Origin of the sequence: Sphaerochaeta halotolerans, assembly GCF_003429665.1 — a bacterium.
In the GTDB taxonomy this organism is placed as follows: Bacteria; Spirochaetota; Spirochaetia; order Sphaerochaetales; family Sphaerochaetaceae; genus Sphaerochaeta; species Sphaerochaeta halotolerans.
This window is the reverse complement of the sequence record NZ_QUWK01000002.1, coordinates 129,353-154,738: the sequence shown is the minus strand read 5'-3', so window position 1 is coordinate 154,738 and position 25,386 is coordinate 129,353. Positions and strand designations below refer to the sequence as shown.

Annotated in this window: 21 protein-coding genes; 12 read left to right on the top strand and 9 right to left on the bottom strand. The window is 47.6% G+C overall.

Translation table 11 applies throughout. From position 1 onward, the window contains the following. Positions 1-38 precede the first annotated feature (38 nt). The 4 genes from oppB to DYP60_RS02235 are packed head-to-tail and all read left to right on the top strand — an operon-like array spanning position 39 to position 4,727. Entirely contained in the window at positions 39-968 is a 930-nt protein-coding gene (oppB, locus tag DYP60_RS02250) for an oligopeptide ABC transporter permease OppB (RefSeq protein WP_117329246.1), read from the top strand. Between the two features lie 12 nt (positions 969-980). Next, positions 981-2,588 carry an ABC transporter permease gene (locus tag DYP60_RS14790; RefSeq protein ID WP_117329245.1) on the top strand — a complete coding sequence of 536 codons (1,608 nt, stop codon included), beginning with the start codon at positions 981-983 and terminating at the stop codon, positions 2,586-2,588. Positions 2,589-2,598: 10 nt separating this feature from the next. Continuing rightward, the gene (locus DYP60_RS02240) at positions 2,599-3,648 is read left to right on the top strand and encodes an ABC transporter ATP-binding protein (protein ID WP_117329244.1); all 1,050 of its coding nucleotides are present in this window, start codon (positions 2,599-2,601) and stop codon (positions 3,646-3,648) included. Beyond that, positions 3,645-4,727 carry an ABC transporter ATP-binding protein gene (locus tag DYP60_RS02235; protein ID WP_202384340.1) on the top strand — a complete coding sequence of 361 codons (1,083 nt, stop codon included), beginning with the start codon at positions 3,645-3,647 and terminating at the stop codon, positions 4,725-4,727. The genes DYP60_RS02240 and DYP60_RS02235 overlap by 4 nt, the downstream gene beginning before the upstream one ends. 34 nt (positions 4,728-4,761) lie before the next feature. Here the strand turns inward: DYP60_RS02235 and DYP60_RS02230 are convergent, their stop codons facing one another. Further along, positions 4,762-5,322 (bottom strand): hypothetical protein, encoded by a 561-nt coding sequence (locus tag DYP60_RS02230; RefSeq protein ID WP_117329243.1) that lies wholly within the window; start codon positions 5,320-5,322, stop codon positions 4,762-4,764. Between the two features lie 223 nt (positions 5,323-5,545). Here DYP60_RS02230 and DYP60_RS02225 point away from each other — a divergent pair, with 223 nt between their 5' ends. The 4 genes from DYP60_RS02225 (at position 5,546) to DYP60_RS02210 (ending at position 10,438) form a co-directional block, all read left to right on the top strand. Continuing rightward, positions 5,546-7,267, top strand: a complete 1,722-nt coding sequence (locus DYP60_RS02225; RefSeq protein ID WP_202384339.1) for a peptide ABC transporter substrate-binding protein — start codon at positions 5,546-5,548, stop codon at positions 7,265-7,267. A gap of 110 nt (positions 7,268-7,377) precedes the next feature. After that, positions 7,378-8,403, top strand: coding sequence for a threonine aldolase family protein (locus tag DYP60_RS02220; RefSeq protein WP_117329242.1), 1,026 nt, complete (start codon positions 7,378-7,380; stop codon positions 8,401-8,403). Beyond that, positions 8,400-9,188: an EFR1 family ferrodoxin gene (locus tag DYP60_RS02215; protein WP_117329241.1), complete on the top strand. Its 789-nt coding sequence runs from the start codon at positions 8,400-8,402 to the stop codon at positions 9,186-9,188. The genes DYP60_RS02220 and DYP60_RS02215 overlap by 4 nt, the downstream gene beginning before the upstream one ends. After that, on the top strand, positions 9,188-10,438 hold the full coding sequence (locus tag DYP60_RS02210) for a MalY/PatB family protein (protein WP_117329240.1): 1,251 nt from the start codon (positions 9,188-9,190) through the stop codon (positions 10,436-10,438). The genes DYP60_RS02215 and DYP60_RS02210 overlap by 1 nt, the downstream gene beginning before the upstream one ends. On the opposite strand, the gene DYP60_RS02205 is transcribed toward DYP60_RS02210, so the two are convergent. The 3 genes from DYP60_RS02205 to DYP60_RS02195 are packed head-to-tail and all read right to left on the bottom strand — an operon-like array spanning position 10,426 to position 13,256. Further along, positions 10,426-11,421, bottom strand: coding sequence for an SGNH/GDSL hydrolase family protein (locus tag DYP60_RS02205; RefSeq protein ID WP_117329239.1), 996 nt, complete (start codon positions 11,419-11,421; stop codon positions 10,426-10,428). The two genes, DYP60_RS02210 and DYP60_RS02205, sit on opposite strands and share 13 nt — an antisense overlap. After that, positions 11,393-12,070 (bottom strand): fructose-6-phosphate aldolase, encoded by a 678-nt coding sequence (locus DYP60_RS02200; protein WP_117329238.1) that lies wholly within the window; start codon positions 12,068-12,070, stop codon positions 11,393-11,395. The genes DYP60_RS02205 and DYP60_RS02200 overlap by 29 nt, the downstream gene beginning before the upstream one ends. A 49-nt stretch (positions 12,071-12,119) precedes the next feature. Beyond that, positions 12,120-13,256 carry a XylR family transcriptional regulator gene (locus DYP60_RS02195; protein ID WP_117329237.1) on the bottom strand — a complete coding sequence of 379 codons (1,137 nt, stop codon included), beginning with the start codon at positions 13,254-13,256 and terminating at the stop codon, positions 12,120-12,122. Between the two features lie 106 nt (positions 13,257-13,362). Between DYP60_RS02195 and DYP60_RS02190 the strand changes: the two genes are divergently transcribed. Next, positions 13,363-14,373, top strand: a complete 1,011-nt coding sequence (locus DYP60_RS02190) for an aldo/keto reductase (protein ID WP_117329236.1) — start codon at positions 13,363-13,365, stop codon at positions 14,371-14,373. Beyond that, a complete protein-coding gene (locus DYP60_RS02185) occupies positions 14,373-15,440 on the top strand; it encodes a zinc-dependent alcohol dehydrogenase family protein (RefSeq protein ID WP_117329235.1) in 1,068 nt (355 codons plus the stop codon). The genes DYP60_RS02190 and DYP60_RS02185 overlap by 1 nt, the downstream gene beginning before the upstream one ends. Here DYP60_RS02185 and DYP60_RS02180 read toward each other — a convergent pair. The 4 genes from DYP60_RS02180 to DYP60_RS02165 form a co-directional block, all read right to left on the bottom strand. Then, positions 15,433-16,518 (bottom strand): LacI family DNA-binding transcriptional regulator, encoded by a 1,086-nt coding sequence (locus DYP60_RS02180; RefSeq protein ID WP_117329234.1) that lies wholly within the window; start codon positions 16,516-16,518, stop codon positions 15,433-15,435. The two genes, DYP60_RS02185 and DYP60_RS02180, sit on opposite strands and share 8 nt — an antisense overlap. Positions 16,519-16,530: 12 nt before the next feature. After that, a complete protein-coding gene (locus tag DYP60_RS02175; RefSeq protein WP_117329233.1) occupies positions 16,531-17,523 on the bottom strand; it encodes an ABC transporter permease in 993 nt (330 codons plus the stop codon). Between the two features lie 22 nt (positions 17,524-17,545). After that, positions 17,546-19,048 (bottom strand): sugar ABC transporter ATP-binding protein, encoded by a 1,503-nt coding sequence (locus DYP60_RS02170; protein ID WP_117329232.1) that lies wholly within the window; start codon positions 19,046-19,048, stop codon positions 17,546-17,548. A gap of 81 nt (positions 19,049-19,129) precedes the next feature. Next, positions 19,130-20,206 carry a substrate-binding domain-containing protein gene (locus DYP60_RS02165; RefSeq protein WP_117329231.1) on the bottom strand — a complete coding sequence of 359 codons (1,077 nt, stop codon included), beginning with the start codon at positions 20,204-20,206 and terminating at the stop codon, positions 19,130-19,132. Between the two features lie 73 nt (positions 20,207-20,279). On the opposite strand from DYP60_RS02165, the gene DYP60_RS14105 reads away from it, so the two are divergent. Next, positions 20,280-20,447, top strand: a complete 168-nt coding sequence (locus DYP60_RS14105; protein ID WP_165849469.1) for a hypothetical protein — start codon at positions 20,280-20,282, stop codon at positions 20,445-20,447. Positions 20,448-20,801: 354 nt separating this feature from the next. Here DYP60_RS14105 and nadE read toward each other — a convergent pair whose 3' ends face one another. Then, positions 20,802-21,704 (bottom strand): NAD(+) synthase, encoded by a 903-nt coding sequence (nadE, locus tag DYP60_RS02155; RefSeq protein WP_160525224.1) that lies wholly within the window; start codon positions 21,702-21,704, stop codon positions 20,802-20,804. A 34-nt stretch (positions 21,705-21,738) separates the two neighbouring features. On the opposite strand from nadE, the gene DYP60_RS02150 reads away from it, so the two are divergent. Continuing rightward, complete coding sequence (locus tag DYP60_RS02150; protein WP_117329228.1) at positions 21,739-25,386, top strand: SNF2-related protein; 3,648 nt, start codon at positions 21,739-21,741, stop codon at positions 25,384-25,386.

Sequence of the window (25,386 nt, the reverse complement as noted above, 5' to 3'; positions counted from 1 at the left end):
TTTCTCCTATGTAGCAAAACTCACAGACGAGGAAACGAATGACAAAATATATCGTGAACCGACTATTGGGGATGATTCCCACGCTTTTAATTATTATCACGTTGAGTTTTTTCATTGTCCGTATTGCCCCTGGTGGCCCATTTGCCACAGAACGCAAGCTTCCTGAAGTAGTTGAGAGAAACATAAACGCAAAATATCATTTGGACGAACCGTTGATCCAACAGTACGGCCGATATATGTTTGATATTTTACGTGGCGATCTCGGCCCCTCCTTCAAGTATAAGGACTATGATGTAAACTACTACATCGCAAACAGCCTCCCGAAGTCTGTAGTGCTGGGAAGCTATGCAATGCTGCTCGCTTTGGTTTTCGGCATCTCCGCTGGGATTATAGCGGCGGTTCGACAGAACACTTGGTTGGACTACCTTAGCATGGGGGTGGCCGTCATTGGCATCTCGGTACCGCTATTTGTCATAGCCCCAGTCTTGCAGCTCATTTTCGCAATGAAACTGAAGTGGCTACCTACCAGTGGCTGGTACACCACAGGAGAAGGGTGGACGACCGTTATTCTTCCTGCAGTATCCCTCTCCTTTGCATATTTCGCAAATATTGCACGCTTGACCCGTTCATCGATGCTGGAAACACTCAGGAGCGACTATATCCGTACGGCTAAGGCCAAGGGCATGAAAAACACCACCATCATTTTCAAGCATGCAATGAAAGGTGCAATGCTTCCCGTCGTAAGTTATCTTGGTCCTGCATTCGCCGGAATCATTACCGGATCCATCGTTGTAGAACAGATTTTCCGCGTACCCGGCTTGGGCAAGTTCTTCGTACAGAGCTCGTTCAACCGTGACTACACCCTCATCGTTGGGGTAGTTATCGTCTACTCGGCCATCTTGATTGTGATGAACTTCCTGGTAGACATCGTCTATGCACAGCTCGACCCACGAATTACGTATAAATAAGAGGAGAGGACCATGTTCTTCAAACGAAAACAACCAAAAGAAGCGGCCCTCAATGAGTTTGACCAGGTCGTAGAAGGCAATAGCCTAGGGAAAGACGCTTGGAAGCGCCTGAAAAAAAACAAGATGGCTGTACTGGGAATGGTTATTGTAGCCATCTATTCACTGCTTGCTGCTTCAGCAATGTTCCTTCCCATCCATCCATATGATCAAATAATCCTCGATCACCAGCACCTGCGCCCTTCCTTCAGTAAGACTGCAGGGGATCTGATGATGGAATCCAAGTTGAAAGACTTGTACTTCAAAGCTTGGAGGTCTGGAAGCTTGGTAGTGACAGAAGCGGAAAGTCAGCAGATTGAAAACTGGATCTCCCAAAACGAAACCAACAAGGTCTGGGATTTCCTTTATGCTGAAGGTGAGGCACAGAGAGAGGCAGGTACGTTTACCTTCAGTTCCGCTGATCAGCGTACCATCGACCGTTTGCAGGAAAAAATTGATACAGAGTTCCTGATTAACATTGATAAAATGTTCTATACCGATTCCGAGACGGGTAAACGCAAGAATATTGCCCGCATGGATTTCTTGGATATCCAGAGAATCTACGCTGAATACATAGGAGTAGAGGAATCTGTTATCGCAAACCAGATACAGAATGAAGTGAGAAGCCAAGTACTCAACACAGTAAAGGCTGCCACTCCTGGTCTCACTGCTGAAGAGTATGAGGCAAATCTTGAACTTGAGCTGCAGAGCCTTGGAGAGAAAGGTATCGCATCCATTGGTAAGACCAACCTGTTGATCAACTTAAAAACAGCAATCAGCAGATCCATCGAACGCGGACTGAAGCAGGAGATCAAGGATGGGAAGGCTCAGTTCCCTATTAATCGTGAGATAACGGTAAATGAGTCGCTTTCTGCTGATATTACTGCTGACTTGAAGCATGAGAGACACTATTACCTTGGGACCGACTACAGTGGACGTGACATGCTCAGCCGTATCATCTACGGTGGACAGGTCTCCATCGCAATTGGCTTGGTGGGAACAATCACCAGTGTGTTGATCGGCATTGTACTGGGTGCAATAGCAGGGTATGCCGGAGGCAAGATTGACTTCTTCCTGATGCGTCTGGTCGATATCATGTATGGACTACCGTACATGCTTTTGGTCATTATCTTCATGGCCATCTTCGGACGTAACATCATGAATCTTTTTGTGGCATTAGCCATGGTAAGCTGGCTGACCGTTGCTCGTATGGTACGTGGACAGGTAATGAGTTTGAAAAACAGTGAGTATGTCGAGGCTGCCCGCAGCATGGGTGCATCAACGGGGAGAATCATTTTCCGTCACATGGTACCAAACTCACTCTCTGTCATCATCGTATATTCAACACTCAGGGTTCCTGCATTCATCATGCAAGAGTCCTTCCTCTCCTTCCTGGGTCTCGGAGTCCAGGCCCCGTACGCTTCATGGGGATCCTTGGTAGGTGATGCTGTCAACGGCATGACCCTGTATCCGTGGAAGCTTGTCTTCCCCGCAATCGCCATGACCATCTTCCTCTTCGCCATGAACTTCTTTGGTGACGGACTGAGGGATGCGTTTGATCCACAAAGCAAGAACCAGCTCTAGGAGGAACATGATGAGTATGAAACCCAATGCAAAGACAGTCCTTGACGTAAAGGACCTTCAAACATATTTCAAGACCGATGCCGGAATCGTAAAGGCAGTTGATGGGGTCTCGTTCTCGGTAAGAGAAGGAGAGACCATCGGTATTGTAGGAGAAAGCGGAAGCGGTAAGAGCGTTACCAACCTTTCCTTAATGCGACTTATCCCCTCCCCTCCAGGAAAAATCGTTGGTGGAGAGGTCATTTTTGAAGGGAAGGACATTCTCAAGCTGTCTGAGAAACAGATGCGAAGCATCAGAGGCAAGAAAATCTCCATGATCTTCCAGGACCCGATGACCAGCTTGAATCCCTTCCTCAAGATTTCCACACAGATGGTGGAAACCATCCGTCTCCATGAGAAGGACGTTTCCAAGCAGGAAGCACTTGAACGTTCCATCGATATGCTTAAGCTGGTAGGTATCCCCTCTGCAGAAAAACGCATCCAGAACTATCCCCATCAGTTCTCTGGCGGTATGCGACAGCGTGTAATGATTGCTCAAGCGTTGAGTTGCAATGCTGAGGTGCTGATTGCTGATGAGCCAACAACTGCCCTTGATGTCACCATCCAGGCACAAATTCTTGAATTGATTGCCAAGCTTAGCAACCAAATGGGAACGGCAGTCATCCTCATCACCCATGACTTGGGTGTTGTGGCTGGCATGTGTGACCAAGTATGTGTCATGTATGCAGGCAGAATCGTCGAAAAAGCCACAACTGATGAGTTGTATGCAAGACCAAGCCATCCGTATACGGAAGGTTTGATCAAGAGTGTGCCCCGCATGGACACCACAAAGAAGGGTAACCGCCTCTTCTCCATCGAAGGACAACCACCCAATGTCATCGACCTGCCCCCCTGCTGTCCGTTCCACCCACGTTGCCATAAGGCAATGGAAGTATGTCGACAGGCCTATCCCCTGGTAAAAGATCTTGGAAAAGGACATGAGGTAGCTTGCTGGCTATTCGCTGAAGAGAGTGAAAAGCAACGGGCACTGAACGAAGCTAACATCAAGGAGAAGGCCGAATGAGTATAGAAAAAAGAAAGCCCCTGTTGGAAGTCAGGGATCTAAAACAACACTTCCCCATCACCAGCGGAGCAATCCTTCAGAAACAAGTTGGAGCAATCCGTGCAGTAGATGGAATCTCCTTTGATGTATATCCCGGAGAAACACTGGGCATCGTAGGCGAGTCCGGTTGTGGAAAGTCTACTACGGTACGTTCTATCAGCCAGCTCAACAAACCAACCAGTGGAAGTGTCATATTCAATGGCATTGATCTGGTAAAAGCTGATACCCGGACCATGCTCAAAGCTAGACTTGATATCCAAATGATCTTCCAGGATCCCTATGCATCACTGGATCCCAGAATGACGGTTCGTTCAATCATTGCTGAGCCAATGGTAATTTACAATAACCGAAGACTGCTCGAAACCCCAATGAGTCCAATGGATATTGAACGTCGTGTTGAGGAATTGATGGAACGGGTTGGATTAAACAAAGCATTCAAGAACCGTTATCCTCATGAGTTCAGTGGTGGACAGAGACAGAGAATAGGAATTGCACGTGCGTTGGCGTTGAACCCAAAGATCATCCTTGCCGATGAGCCGGTATCGGCTTTGGATGTATCCATCCAGTCGCAAATTCTCAATCTGATGGCAGATCTGCAAAAAGAGTTCGGACTGACTTACATCTTCATTGCTCATGACCTGGCAGTAATTCAGCATATTTCTACGCGTGTGGCGGTTATGTACCTGGGTAAGATTGTTGAAATTAGTGAGGCTGTACAACTCTACGACAATCCGTTGCACCCATACACCATTGCATTGCTTAGTGCTGCTCCGATTCCTGACCCGAAGATAGAAAGAGAAAGAAAGCGAATCATCCTCACCGGTGATGTCCCTTCCCCTGACAAGGAGCGTATTGGTTGTTACTTCTATGACCGTTGTCCCAAGAAAATGCCTTGGTGTTCCTGCCACATTCCACCGATGTTGGACATCAATGAGAAGCAACAGGTTGCCTGCTGGCTCTATGACAAAAGAGATCTCAGCAAGGTCACGATGGAAGAAGCTGAAGCCGATGCAGCAAAGACGGCAAGTGAAAAAACCTGAGCAACATAGAGCCACCGAATGCGGTGGCTCTTTTTTACCATTTCATATCTTTATAGGATACATGTAGGTCGAGATCCCTGGGACGATCGACGTATAAGGGAAGACCTGTTACAGCAGAGATAGCCTGAACTGCCGACTCGGTTCTCCCAGCACTGGTTTTCTCGGCTATGATTTCAATATCCCGCGTATCGTTCTCCCCTAGAGAAAGCGAAAACACAATCATGGCGCGAAATCGACGTTTTGTCGGTTTTGCATCCTTATCAGTGGTTCCCCTGACAAAGTGAGTCAACTCCAACTGATGGACCTCAGAAAAAGTGAATTGTTCACGTCTGCATAAAGGGCCAAAACCATAGATGCTGGTGATGATCTGGTCTTGCTTATTAAAAATCCAAGTGTCACGGTAGAATGTCCCTGCTAGGGTAAGCAGTAACAGAATCAGAATATGAATCATGCTGAACAAACTGACCCCTTCTGAGAGGTTTAACACAAGACCCCAGATCAGAAATAGTGAGAAAAATCCACATATACCATGAAACATGTTGGTAACACGGTATTGGATTCCATTAGGTTTTATATAGGTAGCATGTCGTACCACGGTAACTTCTCCTGTTCTTCACTTCCAATATACTCGAAAGTAACAGAAAAAACAGGTACCTCCTTACAAATACAGTCTCTGTAAATTTTGTATGAATAAACACGATATATGCATTCTAAAGGCTGTTTTAGAGAAACCTATTTGCGTTTTCTCTTGATTCGTGGTTTAATGTGACGTAAGCTAAGTTGAATATGTATACTTAGAACTACAAGGAGATATGTCTATGAAGAAATTTCTGGCTATCATGCTTAGTGTGCTGCTTGTCAGTGCTCTCTTTATTTCCTGTGGAAACAAAGAAGAACCTGCACCAGCCGCTACCACGACGCCGGCTCCGGCAGCAACGACTGCTCCGGAAACTCCGGCTCCGGCTCCAAAAGCTGTAGCAGAACCTGCTGCACCGGCTCCTGCCGCTCCAGCACCCGTTGCTCCAGCAAAGGAAGAGATCGTGTTCCGCATTTCCAACGGTGCTGAGCCTGAGTCACTTGACCCCGCTCTCATCCAAGGAGTTCCCGAACATAGAATTTTCGAAGCTCTTTTCGAAGGTTTGGTAGCAATTGACCCTGAGACTGCTCTTGCAGTACCTGGCGTTGCAGAGAGCTGGGAAGTCAACGAAGATGGCACCCAGTATACCTTCAAGCTTCGTGAAGATGCCGTCTGGTCCGATGGCGTTCCCATCACTGCAGATGACGTTGTCTACAGCTGGTTGAGACTCCTTGATCCAATGACTGCAGGTCCCTATGCCTGGTTCCCCTGCATGTTCCTTCAAGGTGCAACGGAGTTCAATGCTGGGGAAGCTGGTCCTGAGGCCGTGGGAATCCGCGCTCTCGACGACCGTACCTTCCAGATGGATCTCATCGGTCCCCTCCCTTATGCAATTGATGCACTGACTCACTACAGTTTCTCCATCGTTCCCAAGCATGCCATTGAAGCATTTGGAGATGAATGGACCACCCCCGAGAACTTCGTAGGTAATGGTCCTTTCGTACTCACTGAGAGAATTCCCCAGACTTCCCTTACTGTCGTCAAGAGTGACACATACTGGGACAAGGAGAATGTGAAGCTTGACAAGGTCATCTTCTACTCCTCTGACAGCGATACCACCAACTACAACATGTACCTCAATGGTGAAATTGACTGGGCAACCAACGTGCCGAATGATCAGCTTTCAGCTGCTCAGATGCGCGCTGACTTCCAGTCCTCCCCACAGTTGTCCACCTACTACTACGTTTTCCAGAACGAGATTGCTCCGTTTGACAACCCCGATGTCCGCCGTGCGCTGTCATTGGCTGTCGACAGAGAGGCACTTGTTGAAGGCGTAACCAGAGCTGGACAGATTCCCGCATGGGGCATCGTACCCCCGATGGCCGGTTACGAAGCACTTGAGTTCCCCCACGACAACATTGATGACATGATTGCCGAGGCACAGGATCTCTTGGCTAGAGCTGGTTACCCCAACGGTGCTGGATTCCCGACCACCACTATTCTGTACAACACCAACGAAGGTCACAAGCAGATTGCTGAATTCATCCAGCAGGAATGGAAAGACAACCTTGGGATCACAGTAACTCTTGAGAACCAGGAATGGCAGACCTACCTCTCCAACCGTAACCAAGGCAACTTTGAAATTGCTCGTGCAGGATGGGTTGGTGACTACCAGGATCCGAATACCTTCCTTGACATGTTCATTACCGGTGCCGGTATGAACGGTGGTAGGTACTCAAATGAGGTCTATGACCTGTTGATCAATGAAGCAGCAAGAATGCCGGCTGGCGAGGATCGCTTCGGTGTTCTCAAGACCGCTGAAGACATCATGATTAACCAGGATATGGGTATCATGCCTCTCTACTACTACGTAGCAATCAACATGATTGATACTAACAAGTGGGGCGGTTGGTATCCAAACACCATGGATTATCATCCGGTCAAGGACATCTACCTCAAGTAGTTGTTTCACTCGACAAGCACAGGTCCCTGGATTCGTCCAGGGACCTTCTGTATGCTGGACTGAACGCTCGCTCTCCGCTATAGTTTCAGGTAGTAACAAGGAGATGACCGATGAAATACTATGATCTGAGAAGTGACACTATCACAAAACCAACTGAAGCAATGCGAAAAGCCATGGCTTCAGCAGAAGTAGGTGATGATGTCTACCGAGAAGACCCTACAACCACTAGACTGGAAGCAATGGCAGCTGAACTGACCGGGAAGGAACGTGGATTGTTTGTCTCCTCCGGTTCGATGGGTAACCTTATCAGCCTCTATATCAATGGAGGAAGAAGCAATGAGGTATTCACGGCAGCCAATAGCCATATCATCCAGCATGAAATAGGTTCGCTTTCGGCAATTGCTGGGGTACTTCCGATTTCCTTCGATGTTCCTCGTGGTATTCTCAACGCTGATATATTTATCGGAAAAGTAAAACAGGGTGACTATGATATGGCAACCACCACCCTTATCGAGGTAGAAAACACGATTGGAGGATACTGTTATCCATTGGAAAACCTGGAAGGCATCAAGGATTTTGCATCCACTCATGATTTGAAAGTACATATGGATGGAGCAAGAATCTTCAATGCACAGGTAGCCACTGGGATCCCGGTCAAGACCTATGCGAACTATGCGGATACCATTACCTTCTGTCTTTCCAAAGGACTTGGATGTCCAGTAGGGAGCGTGCTCTGTGGGGATGAAGCGTTCATCAACAAGGCACTCACGATTCGTAAGATGCTGGGAGGAGGAATGCGGCAGACTGGGGTGCTTGCAGCTGCCGGAATCTATGCGCTCGAGAACCATGTAGATCGACTGGCAGATGACCATGCACATGCCAAGGCTTTGGCTGATGCCTTGGCAAAGGGGGGTTGGGCTGAGGTAGACGTCGAAGGAGTCCAAACCAATATCATCTTCTTCCGGGTGCCCTCACTTTCGAGTTCTGAAGTAGTAAGCCAATTAGCAAAGCAAGGAATCTTGGCAAATTCTGAAGGGGAAATGATACGATTGGTAACCAACCTTGATCTGCATGATGAAGATATTACTGAACTATGCACCCGTCTTGAGCACTTCCCACTCGAGGTCGATGCATGAAAACTACACTTCTCTGCTTCTCTGGTACAGGCAATAGCTACTATATAGCACAGAAGCTCTGTAGTGAACTCGGAGACTGCCAGGTACTGATGATTCCTTCCTTGATGGAAACACCAACCTTCACCATTACTGAACAAGTAGGGTTTGTTTTTCCAGTTTACAAGGGATTTCCACCCAATCTGGTTCCCCATTTCATTGAGGAGGTATTTCAAAAACAAGATCTCTCCCCATTGAAATATCTCTTTCTTGTCACGACTCGCTATCTATTTCAAGCATATACCTTCCAAACGATGGAGGTCCTGCTGAAGGAAGCTGGGGCTGTGGTAAGCTATGCAAATCATGTGGTGATGCCCGATGGATATATTCCTCTACTCAATGCGCCAAGTGAGGAGAAGATTGAGGACCTCTATACAAAAGCTGACAGGAAGGTTGCAGAAATTGCTCAGGACATTACAACGGAGGTTATCAGACTTCCGCATCGCCCTCCCCTCTCTCGTTTTGCAATCAACCATGTAATGCTCCCGATCCATCGTTCTTTCATGGATACAGCACTCGATTTCGCCGTTACCGATGCGTGTACTTCCTGTGGAATTTGTTACCGTATGTGTCCATCTGCCAACATTGAAATGAAGGATGGCAAACCTGTCTTCGACCGGGCCTGTACTGGATGCCTTGGGTGTTATCATCGCTGCCCAGAACATGCAATCGTATTTAAAACCAGAAAGGTACGAGAAGGGTATTACCCCAATCCGCGTTCTGGTTATCAAGTGGAGTATCGTTCGTAATGCAATCATTGTTTAATCAAATCACTGACCGTCGTTCTTCCTTGTCCGTCAAATGGAACAAGGAAGCCATCGCATCCATGTGTGGCAATCCTGAAGCAATACCGTTTTGGGTTGCAGACATGGATTTCCCTGTAGTCCCGGAAGTTTCTGAGCAGGCACGTTTACTTGCTGAGCAGGCCATCTACGGGTATCCTTATGCCCCAGGGCAAAAGGGCGCTTTCCTAAGGTGGGTAAAGGTATGGCATCAGATGGAGTTGTCACCTAATCAAGTAGTACTCAGCCAAGGGGTATTGAACAGTATCGCAATACTCCTGGATCTTCTCAGCGAAGAGCAGGACGAGGTCATTGTCCCTTTTCCTTCCTACCAACCGTTCGTGACCATGGTGAACAATCTCAATAGGACATTGAGCCCCTGGCCGTTGTCCTATGATGAACAGCAACACCAGTTTTCTCTTGATTGGGATCAATTTGAGAAACTCTGTCAGAAGGCAAAGATCTTACTCTTCTGCAGCCCCCATAATCCATCGGGTCTGGTCTTCAGTGAAGAAGAACTTACCAAACTCTGCCGTATAGCCAAAAAGCATGAGGTGACAATCATCAGCGACGAAATTCATGCTGATCTTCGCTATGAGTCCTTTGTAAGTCTTCTCGAAGTAGGGAAGAAAACTGGGTGTGAGAGCATTGTCTGCATGGCCCCTTCCAAAACCTTCAATATGGCTGGAGAACACTACTCCGTTACATTATTCAATAATCAAACCTTGAAGCAGTCTTATGAGAAGCGGCTGCAGCAACTCTTCCTTACAGGTAATTCCACCTTTGCCACTACATTGGCCACCACTGCCTACCAGAGTGGAGAATCATGGCTGACGGAGTTACTTGCCTATTTACAGGATAATCTCACCTATATCGAGGAGACATTGCAAAACCATGTCCCAGAAATCATATGTATTAGGCCAAAAGCTTCATTCATCACCCTACTCGATTGCTCAGCGCTGATCCCTCTGGTTGAAAAGGATAGGGAGGCACATCCAGAGCTTTATGAGACCAAGAAAAGCCCAGGAGGAGGAATACTATCCAGGTTTTTCGGCCAAAGAGCTAGTGTTGCCTTCAATGATGGAACGTGGTTTGGAGGAGAGGAGTACCGCAGGTTTGTGAGAATCAACTTCGGGACCCAACGGAGCAATATTGAACAAGCGATGGAAAGGATCATCTCAGCAGTGGATACACTGAAAAATGACTATAGAAGCTGAGAGACCAACCCTTTTGCCAAGAACCTGATCCCTCGCTCATCGGGGTGGATGAATCCATCATCATATGCATCGCGCAGCGATAGGGAGAGCCCATTCACTACACGGACCCTGGGGAAGCAGTAAGTTGTATACTCCAGGGTCTTCTGCATCTCAGAAAAGCTCCCCATGCTCTGTGTCTGCTGGATGTCAGATCTCCACAGCGGAGTAAGTACCGTAACGGGCACCAAAGGATAGAACTTTCTGATTCTCCCGAGCAACGCGAACATCTCCCCACGCAAATCTGCAAGGGTTTCACGTATGGACCAATCATTGGTACCAAGTGCCACGAGAATGCTATGAATGGGAATATCCAATTTCTGGATGAGTTTTGAATTCACCAAAGCTCCGGCAATGCCTTGGTTTATAACCTGTACGCCCTTGAGAGATGAGAGTTGCTCGCATAAAGATGCAGAGGGATGGCGTACCCCCACTCCTTGGACAATTGAATCACCGATACAAAGCAGTGTCTTACCTTCTTTTGCGACAGGTTGCACAGCCCCTTCTATCCGAAACCCTATTTGGTGATGCATGGGAAGGTAGAGACTCACCAGATTCCCTTTTGCGATGGGAATCTGGTCACTCTGCAAAGGGAGATGCACTACATCATTGCCAGCGTAGATGAGGTCGAAGGTCTCAGATAGATCCAGAGCGTGGGGGTAAAGCGTTGTAAAATCAATCACCGGCTCCCCTTTCTTGGGAAGCAGTGACTGATTATACCGTTTCAGGTGAATCGTAACGTCGGAGAGAGATTGAAAGCGAAGACACACCGAAGCACTGGTCTTAGCCATTGCCCGATAGAGTGGATGGGTGCTATACCCTGGTTCCTGTTCTTTTGCAAAACGCAGAGCGCAATAATATCCATCTTCAAGAAGTTCAACCGACAGTGCATTATGTGCAAGGGCAAACAGGTCATTTTTAGAAATCGAGTAGCGTTCTGTTCCCATATATCTTTTCCCAATTTTCAGAAAAATCGTGGACAGCCTTGGTTATGGAAGGCATATGTAGTCCGGTCTGCAACAGCGCATAGGGAACGGTGCAACAGCTTGCCCCATTGGCATAACTAGTGGTTATCTCACTGAGATTCTTAAAACTGGCGGCAAGTATCTGGCAGTTGGTACTGTTTGCCCAGAGCAAACTACTGAGCTCCCTGATCACCTTAGCCGCATCAATATCAATGTTCAGCATCCTGTTATAGTAGACAGCGAGATACCTGGCACCAGCGAGCATGGCCAGAATTCCCTGCATGGTGGTATAGATGGCAGTGGCTGTAATGTTAACCTGCCGGGAAGCCAGTATTTTTATGGCTTTCAGGCCCTCTTCAGTCACAGGAATCTTTATAAATGTATTGCTACCAAGAATCTTGAGAATTCTCTCTGCCTCGGCAATGATGTGTTCTGCATCGTGGGCTACCACCTGCACATGAAGGCTTCGCTCTTCCCCAATGAGACTACGGATCTGATGCATATGATTGAAAAAATCAATCTTTCCTTCTGCCTTGATGATGGAAGGATTGGAGGTAACCCCATTGATTGGGTATATTTCCAAACCTTTCTTGATTTCTTCCAAGTTAGCTGTATCGAGCATAAGTTCCATACTATACCTCGCTCTCCATCATGCCATAAAACGGTGGTTGTAGGAAAGCTTATGTTCGGGCCTTTTTTTCCCGATATTGTTGAGGCGTCATATGATAGTTGCGTTTGAATAAACTATAAAACCTATGTATTGAAGAAAAACCAGACTGCTGGGCAACAGTAGCAATACTCTGCTGTGAATGGGAGAGCAACGACGCTGCCCTGGAGAGTTTTTCCGTAGTGATCTCTTCCCAGATAGTGGTTCCTCGTAAGGAACGAAAGCGCATCTCCAAAGAACGTCTGCAGATGGCAGCCTGACGAGCCACCTCACTCGCCTGCAATCCACTCGTTGCTTCTGCCTTGATCAACTGCATCGCCTTTGCAACATGCTCATCCTCACAGTAGATTACACGGGTACTCTCTCGCTCCCTTACAGGCCCTGGAGCTATACGACGTATATGTACCCCGTGTGTTTCATCATTGAGCATTGAATCAAGCATTGCCGAAGCTTGGTATCCAATCGTCTCGCAATCGGGTTGAATGCTGGAAATCGAAGGACTGGCCAGCTCACAGAGCAACGTCTCATTATCCACCCCCAATACCATGATCTCCTCAGGTATTGCAATGCCAAGTCGTTGGCATACGAGCTCAACTTTCATTGCAGAGAGGTCGTTGCAACAGAATAGACTGCAGGGTTTTGGAAGTTCAGTCAGCCACGCCTCCAGCTGTGCGTCTGAGTCGTAGAGGTGCCTCCACCAGGACAAAGACCGAGAAAAACTCGGCATCATTTCAGGGATGGAGGACGTGGCACTGCAAAAACCGATGAATCGCTCACGTGCCCAGTGCACCTGTTCTACACCGCACCAAGCAAGATGCTGGCTTCCCAATTTTTTCAGGTAGGCACCGGCACTTACCCCAGTCTGGTAATCATCATTTCTGACTTGGCTGAAAAGCTTCAACGAAGTGGCACCAGCAATATCCACCACAGGGATACCAAGCGTTGCACAAAACCGTGCATCCTCATCGTCCTCGATTCGGGCAATCAAGGCATCACAGGAAAGAAGTGCTTCCTTATCGAGGGAAAAGAACCAAGGTCCTTGCCCACGTACCTGCCAGTCAAATTTTGTGCGGGCATACTGTACCACCCCATTTGCAACCGCCATGTCATAGCCATCTTGGAACCGTAATTTTAAACCTATCTGTGTCATTATCTCCACTATACTATAAAATGCGCATTTTGATACTATCTTTTCGCATATTAAGCATTGCCAATGATTGCAAACAGGATACGGTATACATATTAGGAGGAGTACTATGCAACTACCTACACGAACTATTGCAAGCACCAAAGCTGAGATACCCATTATCGGCGTGGGAACGTTTGGTTCTGACCACATTTCCAGCAGTGAAATGGCTGAAGCAGTACGAACTGCTTTGCAGATAGGGTACAGAAACATTGACTGTGCGAGTGTATACAACAATGAGAAAGAGATTGGAGAAGTACTGAAAACCTGTGGAATCAAGCGCGAAGAGCTATGGATCACAAGCAAGGTATGGAATGATTCCCATGCTAGAAATCAAGTCATTGCATCAGCAAAACAGTCTCTCAAAGATTTGCAACTGGACTACCTTGACCTCTATCTCGTTCACTGGCCGTTCCCGAACTATCATCCACCACACTGTGATGTAACCAGTCGCAGTCCTAATGCAAGGCCCTACTTCCATGAGGAGTTCATGGAAACATGGTCTGCCATGGAGGAACTTGTATCCATGGGTCTTGTTCGGCATATAGGCACCAGCAATATGAGTAAAGCAAAGATGGAATTATTACTTGCCTCCTGTTCTATCAGGCCGGCATTCAACGAGATGGAGCTCCATCCCTGTTTCCAGCAACCCGAGCTACTTTCCTACATCAAGGAAGAGGGTATCATCCCTATTGGGTACAGCCCCCTGGGCTCTCCCAACAGGCCTGAGAGAGACACAACTCCAGAGGATGTCATCGACATGCAACATCCACTTGTGGTTGAGATCGCCAAGAGGCACAACTGCCACCCTGCTGCAATCTGCTTGAAGTGGGCCCAAGCCAATGGGGTGATACCCATTCCCCAATCCACAAAGGAAAGAAATTTGAGAAGCAACCTGGAGAGCGTGCTTTCGGACCCACTCACTGAGGAGGAGATTCTCACCCTCAGGGGTGCAGATTGCAATAATCGCTTGATCAAGGGACAGGTCTTCCTATGGGAGGGCGCCGAATCATGGCACGACCTATGGGACGAGGATGGAATCATCCCCTGTCCGGAAAGATATCGAAAAGGAGGAAAATGATGGGAAAAAAGATGATGAAGGGGGCAAAGCTTCCTGGAAACAGTACGGTTGCATTCGGTGAATTTGAGATTCCCAAGCCAGGATATGGCCAGGTATTGGTAAAGACGAAGTGCAGTACCATCTGTGGGAGTGATATCAGGGCAATCTACCGGGAACACCTCGGAAAAGGACCTGAAGGATACCAGAACGTCATTGCAGGACATGAGCCTTGCGGTCAGATTGTTGAAGAGGGTGAAGGCTTGAAGCGGTTCAAGAAAGGGGATCGTGTGGTTGTATATCACATCAGCGGCTGCGGAGTCTGCCATGAATGCCGTCAGGGCTATATGATCAGCTGCACCAGCGACAAGAGAGCAGCCTATGGTTGGCAGCGAGATGGTGGCATGGCAGAGTATATCCTTTGCGATGAGAAAGATCTTGTCTATCTTCCAGATGAACTGACCTATGCAGATGGCGCGCAGGTAGCTTGTGGTTTTGGTACGGTCTATGAAGCCATCGAGAAAGTCGGGGTAAGTGGGAACGATGCTGTACTGGTTGTCGGCCTTGGTCCAGTAGGACTGGCTACCCTGATGCTTGCAAAGACAATGGGAGCAAACAAGCTTATTGGTATTGAATCCCAGAGTGCCCGTATTGAGCTTGCAAAGCAGCTTGGCCTTGCCGACCACGTGTTAACCCCTGCAGAGGATAATGTGGCACAAATCAAGGCACTTACCGGAGGAAATGGCGTTGAGCGAGCTTTCGATTGTTCAGCAAGTGATGCAGGCCGCGCTACAGCAATCAGAGCCACACGTAAATGGGGCAAGATTGCACTTGTTGGAGAAGGTGGCACGGTACACTTCAACCCAAGTGAAGACATGCTCCATGACCAGAAAACAGTGTATGGAAGCTGGGTAACCAGTATCTGGAAGATGGAGGATCTGGTGGAGCGTTTGGTTCGCTGGGGCATTCACCCGGAAGCGCTCATCACACACCGTTTCCCGTTGGAAAAAGCTGATGAAGCATATGCCTTGATGGCAAGCGGTGCTTGTGGGAAGGTAGCTGTTTGTTTTGACGAAGAGCTTCCTAACTGAAAACGCGATTGAACTGTGGGGAGTGCTCGTTGAAAGCAACTTTTGACTTTTCATCGGTCACGACCCCACCGTTGTCTTCCAATACACAGATGGTTGGTTCGATTACAACGGTTGCAGGAAATCCTTCCAAATCACCATCGAGGCGACGGATCAAGAGTTGTGCAGCCGTTTCACCCATTTGGACAAGCGGCTGTGCCACTGCATAATGACAGAATTTGAGCAGCGGGGCGTAGTAGAGATAGTCAAACGTGGAGAACACCATGTTAGAACGGACCTCCCTGGAAGCCTGACTCATCAGATAACTGGTTGCCCCGATGTGCACCATGTCATTTACCACAAAAAAAGTATCAGGACATTTTGGCATCGTCAAAGCTTTTTGCATTAGGGTGTACCCAGACTTCTGGGTCATTCCACCAAGTAGGATGAAGTTGGGATCGACCTCTTTCTGGTGTGCATGCATTGCATCCAAAAACCCATGGAGACGTTCAACAGAGGTGTGTACATGATTGTCTCCACCAAGGAATCCAATATTGGTTTTCCCTTCCCTGATCAAGGCGCAGGTCACATCGTACGCACCTTTGCGGTTATCTGTCAGAACCACATCACAACACAACCCTTCAATCTTTCGGTCAAGCATGACCAAAGGGGTGTTTGAAATTGCAGGGGAGGTAAAATGTGCGCCCACATCACTGACGGGAATAACAAGAAGTGCATCAACATTACGTTCCAGCAGGAAGGCAAGTTTTCGTTTCTCTTCATGCACGGAGTTCTCTGAGCTACAGAGCAACAATGCATACCCGAGTGGGCCAAGCAACTTTTCCAGTTGCTCGACGATTTCAGTGAAGAAGGTATTCGAAATTTCTGGGACAATGATTCCAATACTCTTTGTGACCCTGAGTTTCAAGGAACGTGCCACCGCATTGCGCTGATAGTGCAACATATTTACGGCAGAAAGCACTTTCCTTTCCGTCTCAGGATTCACCACACCAAGATTATTCAGGACTCGGCTGACAGTGGCAATGGAGACGCCTGCAAGATTCGCGACATCCTTGATAGTTGCAGCTTCCCGTTTGCCCATCTTGTAACCTTCCTATGCGCGGCGTGCGTATTTCTTCATGTCGAAGTAGACCGCAATGATAATGATAAAGCCTTTTACCAATTGCTGGTAGTAGCTGTCAACACCCAGGAAGGACATTCCATAGTTGATCAAGCCCATGGTAAAGACACCAACCATCATACCACTGACCTTACCAACACCACCATTCTGGGAAACACCACCGACAGTAACTGCAGCAATGGCGTCCAGCTCCATACCGTTTGCGGTAAGCGAGTTTGCAAGGCCAAGACGACTTGCCAAAAGTGTCCCAGCAGTACCATACAGCAATCCAGCATAGAAGTAGACCATCATGAGGTCACGTTCCACATTGATTCCACTTACCCGAGCTGCCTGTGCATTGCCACCAATGGCATAGAAGTGCGTTCCTTGACGGGTATGCTTGAGCAGTATCCAGACAATGAAAGCAGCAATTGCAACATAGATGATGAGATTGGGAACAGGTCCTACGCTTCCCTGGCTAATGTTCTTGAAGTTCTGGTTCAAGGAACCGACAACAGCAGCTTTGGTATAGATAAGCTGCAAGCCTTTCGCAATCGACATTGAACCAAGTGTTGCGATGAACGGAGGAAGTTTTCCATACGCGATCAAGTAACCGTTGAAAAGACCGAACAGACCACCGGCTGCAACTGCTGCGACGATGGGAATAATCAAGGGGAAACTCTGGCCTGCATAGACAGCCGAGCTATAATCCGGATTCTGTGCGAAGGAAGCTGCAACACTTGCGGTCAGACAGACCACATACCCGATAGAAAGGTCGATTCCCTTGGTGATGATGATCATGCCAACACCCAATGCAGCAAAGGATCTGACTGACTCTGCAATCAGGAGATTCCTGATACTGCCCCAGCGAAGCGCCTGACCGTTGGTCAGAATGGAGAGCAATAGCAACAATCCAACGAAAGTGACCCAAGTGGTATATTGTGTGGCAACTTTTTTGCTGTCTTTTAGTAGTTTTTTCATTTCCATGGTAGGTTTTTCTCCCTCTTTTTTACATGAACTTCGTTGCAAGACGCATGATATTCTCTTGGGTACACTCAGACTTGTCCAACACGCCAGTGCATTTCCCAGAACAAAGAACCATTACACGGTGGGACATTCCAATCAATTCCGGCATTTCTGAGGAGACCATGATAATGGCCTTTCCCTGCTCAACCAGCTGTCCCATAATCTGGTAGATTTCATATTTTGCCCCGACATCAATACCCCTGGTCGGCTCATCCATAATCAAAACATCTGGCAAGGTCATCAACCATCGGCTGATAATCACCTTTTGCTGATTACCTCCTGAGAGGTTCTGGATCAATGTTTCCATGGTTGGTGTCTTGGTCCTGAGGGCTTTGTTGTACCGAACTGACTCTTCCTTCATTTCTTTGTGCTTAAGCAAGTGCAACTTGTTCAGATACTCTTTCAAGGAGGCGATAGAAGTGTTATTGGATATATCCATCAGGGGGAAAATACCGCTGCCTCGTCTATCCTCTGTTATCATCCCAATACCATGTTCGATGGCTTTTCGGGGAGTCATGTTCAGAATCTCATCACCATCTACATAAATCTTCCCCTCACGTATTGCGCGTACACCGAAGATGGCTTCCATCAATTCGGTGCGTTGCGCCCCTACAAGACCACCTATGCCAAGGATTTCTCCGCGATGCACCTCAAATGAAACATCTTGGAAGCTTCTGGGGTTAGGTGAACTTAGATTTTCCACCTTCAACAGAACTTCTCCCACTTTACTCTTGAACTCAGGGAATCGAAGTGTTGCATCCCGACCAACCATAAGAGAAATGAGTTTCTCGTTGGTCATCTCTGTAACGTCATAGGTCCCAATCATCTGGCCGTCACGCATGACGCTCACTTCATCAGCAATGGTGAAAATCTCTTCCATCTTATGGGAGATGTATATTACTGCTACATTCTGTTCCCTCAATCGATTGATGATCTTGAACAGGTGCTGTACCTCATTGTCCGTTAGTGAACTGGTTGGTTCATCCATGACGACCACCGAAGCATTGTAGCTGACCGCTTTGGCAATCTCACAAGTCTGTTGCATGGAAATGGACAACGAACCGATGCGAACTTCTGGTTTCACATTGATTTCCAAATTCTCGAGCAGGGAGCGCGTTTCGTCATTCATTTTCTTGTGGTCGATCAAACCAATCTTGTTCAGAGGTTCCCTACCTAGATAGAGGTTCTCAGCTACCGAGCGCTCAGGTACATTGCTGAGTTCCTGGTGAATCATCGACACTCCTTGGTTTAACGCATCATGAGAGTCCTTGAAGCGGTGCTCTTTCCCTTTGAGTTTGATGATCCCTCTATCTTCCTGATAAATACCGAACAAACACTTCATCAACGTCGATTTGCCTGCACCATTCTCGCCCATCAAGGCGTGTACTGTTCCCGGTTTTACCCGGAGAGTAACTTCATCCAGAGCCTTAACACCAGGGAAGGTTTTGGTAATTCCTTCCATTTCCAGGGCAAATGTTGTGTCCATCTGTCTTCCTCTTTCCCTATTTTGCAATCGTCGTTCATAAAGTATCTCCTGCCACTAACGGCGGCAGGAGACCATTTTGTCTTACATCAAATCTTTGTAATTTTCCTTGGTAATCGGCTTGAAAGGAACCAGATAGCACTGGGAAATGACAGCTGGGTCATTTGCCGGAGCTTCACTGATGACTTCCTTGGCAGGTTCGATACCCCAAGCAGTAACTCCCTGTGCAGTACCCTTGGTGGCCATTGCATAGGCCAGCTCGAATGCGGTGCTGCTCTGCCCAACAGAGTCCTGCAGAACGGTAGCATACAGCTTGTCTTGATCCATGGAATTCAATGCATCAGCAGTAGCATCGATACCGAGGACAGGGAAACTGAGGATGGTACCATCACTGGGATCATTATCAACCAACCCATTGGTGATCAACGATTCAACAGCACCGAGAGCCATACCGTCATTCTGCGCAACCACGAGATTGAACTTACCACGGTGTGCTGCAAGCCAGGTGTCCATCTTTTCCTGAGCCTTGTCTGGAGTCCAGTCAGCAGTGTCTTTCGCAACGAAGTTCACTGTGTAGCCGAGGCTCTCAAGGGTATCGATAAAACCAGCTTCACGACTGATCTGAGCGGGGTGACCAAGTTGTCCCTGCAAATACAGAATATTCAACACTTTGCCAGGAGCCTTTTCAGGATACTGGGTGAAGTAGTCGTCTACTATCTGTGCCTGGTACTGACCGGCAACCAACTCAGGTGAGGAAGCAAGGTAAAAATCCTTGCCTACTTTTAGAGCATCGACAGAAGGCTGGATATTGGAGAATGCCGCACCACCACCAACAGCCTGGATCTGCTGTGCCATCTGCTCAGTCACACTTGTGTCCTGAGGAATGATTACAAAATACTTGTATCCTTGGGTGATCAGGGTATTGAGCTGGTCGAGCTGACGGGCTACGTCTCCCTGTGCATCCTGTAGATTCAATTCAACACCGTTTTCTTCAGCAAGCTTGCGAAGATTGTCAGCATAGTCCTTAACAAATTGTTCATTCAGATTTCTAATAAGCGCACCGATTTTCACCGTGTCATCGGTTGCTTCTTTTCCGCCTTGTGCGAAAAGACCAGTACAGACAAGTGCCAATACCAACAAAATAGCTACTGTCTTCTTCATAAAAACTCCTTTTGGGTAATTCCAGGATTCGCCTCCTGGTAAGCGTACTATCCACAATAGGCATCCATCATCAATGAAAGGTATCAATACCCCAGGGCAAGCCCTGGACTCAGGAGGCGTTGCCTCCTTTTCCGCCCCAAGGGACGGGGTATCTCACCTTGCTTTCCCGGCACTCGCTCGGGAGAGAAACCATCATGCTGATTCCTTTCCTCTCGCTCCGTTGGGGAATGGACACCACTAGTGGCAGCGTTCGTAGTATCTTTACACTGGAAATTTCGTTTGTCAAGAAAAAATGTAAACGTTTACAGTTTTTCTTTATTAATATAGCTTTTGGTAATAAATTATCATTATTTCTGTACTTTAAGAAAGGTGTAAACCTTTACAAAAAATTCATTATTTGTAGAGAATTGCAATCAATGATAATCGCGTACTACATATTGCATGCAGAAAACGCAGTCGCAAAAACAGATTGAGCAGAGCAACACAATCGTTGTCACTTCAGACAAGTTTAGGAACCAGGGTTGACGGCCAACGGAAGGGAGCATCCACAAGTGGGAGATTTAGGAAGATAGATTTTACCTGCCATTGCCCTGTATTAGTCTTCTACCTTTTTTGCATGCTCCGAGTTTCGCTTGGCTACGCGGTAGAGTTCAACAATTCGCGCTACCCCATCCTCAGCTACGCCGGTGGCCTCTGCAATCTCCGATTCTGGGAACTGGTTTTCTAAGGCATACAGTACGAGATCCACATTTTCTGCAGTTACACCAAGAACATCCTGATACTTATCAGTAATACCAGGGATGATGTCAGGGTTTGGGGTACGTTCAAGGATCTCTCCTGGAATACCGAGCGTCTGTGCCAGCTGCATGATCTGGGTCCTGTAGAGATGTCCTATAGGCATCAAGTCAGCCGCATCATCAATGCCGTATTTCACGCACAAACCGGTGAGTTCCTCTGATTTGTGGGCACACCCGACCACTTGTAGGTTGTTCTTTTCCGCATAGGAATAGGCTGCTACAAGTCGCACCCGCTGTTTCGTAAAGAAAGAAGCAAGGCCCTTTCGAATCAGCGTATCCCCCTGTCCGTTCAACACCCTCACATAATTACTCTCCCCCTCTGCTGAGGTCATGAACCGCCTAACAAGCCGTTCCTTCCAACGTCGTGTCGGAAAATAAGAGAGGATATAGGAGTAGGTGCCGAACGCTTTGAGCATTGGGGAGATATCAATGCGTACACTTGTAATGTCGAGGTGTTTTGCCAGCATGTTAGCGTAGTATTCAGCATCCGGATTGCCCTGTTTTTCAGGCAACTGCAGGCCTGTCACCTTTGCCTTCCCCAGAGCAGCTACGCACAGAGTAGCAACGACACTTGAATCGAGTCCTCCGGATATCGGGACGACAACTCCGTCACGGGTGCAGGAGGAGATGATAAAATCTTTAATCCTCTCAACAGCATCACCCGGATCAATCTGCAATGTTTCAATAGATATTGATTTCATAGCATTATTATACCATACATGAAAAGAGAACGTAATGAAAGGTATCAATACCCCGGGGCAAGCCATGGACTCAGGAGGCGTTGCCTCCTTTTCCACCCCAAGGAACGGGGTATCTAACCTTGCTTTCTCATGCAAAGCTATATTGAACATAACCCATAGCATGCATCACTGGAACGTTCTCAACCATGAAAATGACTGGATAATCTTTCCTGTATATTGCATAATCGAGCGTATGGCATACACAGAATATGGAAATACTTGGTGGGGCAATCGTTGGCTTGATGCCCTCACAGAAATTGATTACTCAAACCGGCTCCCCAGAGGGAAGCGATACGCACGTAATGGCTCCGTTCGCTCTATTACGATCGATAAGGGTAAGGTAACTGCACGGGTGCAGGGCACACGGCCAACTCCCTACAAAGTAGCCATAGGTATCCATCAATACACTACAGAAGACAACATGAAACTGATCTCCCTCATCAAGGAGAATCCATATTACCTAGGAAGTCTGCAAACAGGAGAACTCCCCCCGGAGATTGAGCAGGAGTGCCAGGATATCGGGATTATGCTGTTTCCCCGTTCATGGAAAGATTTGAGTATGCAATGCAGCTGCCCTGACTGGGCTGTCCCCTGCAAACATTTGGCTGCAGTCATCTATATGATTGCAAATGAAATCGACAAGGACCCCTTTTTGGTCTTTCGTCTCCATGGACTGGATGTGGAATCGTTGTTCCAGAACGCCGAGGGGATTGCTGAAGAACAGATACCAACCTTGGATTCCCTTACCGAGAACACATGGCAGAGCTCTTCTTCAGGTGAAGGAGAGCCAGATTTGCAACTGGTCCCAGACATGAAGCCGGTACTGGAGCGAGTACTTACTGACTCCCCACTCTTTGCTCCTCAATGCAACTTCAAGCGTGACTATCTCTCATTCATCACAAACCTTGCGAAAAACACCACAACGTTTGTCAATCAAATGGAGATTCCCCAACAGACACCAAGTATCCTCTATGATGAGTGTTCTATCATCTACCAGGGAAAAAAGGTACATGGAGTACTCAAACAGGGAAAAAACAAGCTCTCCTTTTCATCGGAAGAGATGGATGAGTGTCTCTCCTACCTCCAATCCTTTCCAATCGGCTCAACCGAGGAATACCCCCCGGTCCTTGCCCTCTTGCTCTTTACACACAACTTTGCGCTTCGTCTTCTGCAAACCCATGGGGCTATACCAAGCTTATTGGCTCTTGGCAAAGAACAGTATGTTCTTCGTTGGATACCTGCCTATTTCAACCCAGAGGTCAAGGCTATAACAGATTTTCTCGCATCAAGGTTGCAGGATAGAGACCTTGTTTTCATTGATACCCGACCAGCAGACAAGCTCCAACAGATTTTCCTTTTGGTTTCACTGTTTGTACGCTCCTACAGCAAGCTCTTAGGGGATGCAACAAAACTACCAGAGACTGACGAGCATGCATTGTTCTTTGCAGGTGCTCTCTATGAATGCAGAACTCTTGCCCAAAGGGGGAATCCTCTTGCAATACATCACTGGCTTGGAAGGCTCATGCTCAGCACCCGCTCTCATCGGCCGGTACTTTGGATGCAGGAAAAAGGGAACGACACATACCTATGCAACATCCAAGTACAGAAGGCAGAAGAGGCACCGATTGCACTCTCCTCATTTCTTTCAAAACATACGGAGACTGCTGCAATTCTTCAAGACCTCAGTTATCTGGGAACCTACTTCCGCCCCATCCAGAAAGCACTAAGGGCACGAGGAGTAGCTACCGTTTCTGGTGATGAATTCCTCGACGCTTGGTTCAACGCCCTTCCCGCATTGAAAGCCCTCGGGGTCAGCATGATTATACCCAGAAGCTTGCAGAAAACACTCTCCCCACGCGTCTCGGTGCGGATGAGCACCTCTGGAGAAAGCACAGCTGAACGTTTTCTCTCTCTACAGGATCTCTTGGATGTCTCATGGACTATTGTTTTAGGAGATGATTCCATCGATCCTGAGACATTGCAGACCATGATGGATCAAGGTCGGAAGTATGTCGCATTCAAGGATCAATACGTCGTGCTGGATAAGAAGGAAATTGAGAAAATCAATCGCCGGCTGGAAAAGACGATCAAACTCTCGGCACTCGATCTCTTGAAGGTAAACCTGCTGGGTACCTATGATGAACAACCAGTGATCATGGAAGATGGCGTAAAGGAATTGTTCAACTCCCTCTTGCACATTGCCCCAACGCCTATCCCTTCTGAACTTAAGACTACACTGCGTCCTTACCAAGAGCGCGGGTATCAGTGGTTGATACACAATCATGCAATCGGCCTGGGATCTCTCTTGGCTGATGACATGGGCTTGGGTAAGACAGTCCAGGTGATAGCATTTCTGGTTGCTCTGAAAAACAAGAACATCATCACACCAAAAAAGCCGGTCTTGATCGTTGTACCAGCCTCTTTGATGACAAACTGGGAACATGAGATATCCCGCTTTGCACCCGCTCTCACCACCTTTGTGTACCATGGGCAGAACCGGCAGCTTGAAAAGGGAAGTGACTGCATCATCACCACCTATGCTACGGTGAGAAGGGACACTGAACTCTTGCAGAAAACCCGTTTCTCTGTGACCATCCTTGATGAGGCTCAAGCAATCAAGAACAGGGATTCAGCCCAGGCAAAGTCTGTTGCCAAACTAAAAAGCGATCATACCATTGCCATGACTGGTACCCCGGTGGAAAACCGACTACTTGATTACTGGAGCATCATTGATTGTGTCATGAAGGGGTACTTGGGCAATCAATCCAGCTTCAAGACACACTTTGCCATCCCGATCGAACGGTACCATGACCAAGCTGCCTTGAAGGCATTCCGTTCCCTCACTGCCCCCTTGATGCTTCGTCGAGTCAAAACCGATACCTCAATCATCAACGACCTACCTGAGAAACTGGTACTTGAACGGTACGCAACCCTATCCTTGGAACAGAAAGTGCTCTACAAGGAAATCGTCAAACAAACCGAAAAAACACTTGAAGAAGCAGAGGGAATTGCAAAGAAAGGTGCAGTATTCAAACTAATGACCGCCCTCAAACAAGTCTGTTGCCACCCTGCCCTGTATTGCGACACCAGTAAGAAAGAACTTGAAAACTCCGGTAAGGCAACCCTCCTGATGGACTTGCTTGAGTCAATACACCAACGGAACGAGAAAGTTTTGGTTTTCACCCAGTACGCCCAGATGGGCTTCCTGCTTCAAGATTTGGTAAAAGAACCATTCTCACTGGATGCCCCATTCCTGCATGGAGGATCGACCAGGGCACAGCGCGATGCCATGGTGGAACAATTTCAATCTGATCCTGAATGCTGGCTCATGATTCTCTCAATTCGAGCTGGTGGAACTGGATTGAACCTTACTGCAGCCAGCCATGTAATTCACTATGATCTCTGGTGGAATCCAGCTGTGGAGAACCAGGCAACTGATCGCGCCTTCAGAATTGGACAGGATAAACAGGTGACTGTTCATCGACTGATCACCGAAGGAACCTTTGAGGAACGTATCAATGAGATGCTCACTTCCAAAAAAGATTTGGCTGACAGTGTCATAGCGACAGGAGAAAATTGGATTACCGAGCTTTCTGCAACACAGTTGAAGAATCTCATTGCTTTGAGGGAAAGTCATACATAA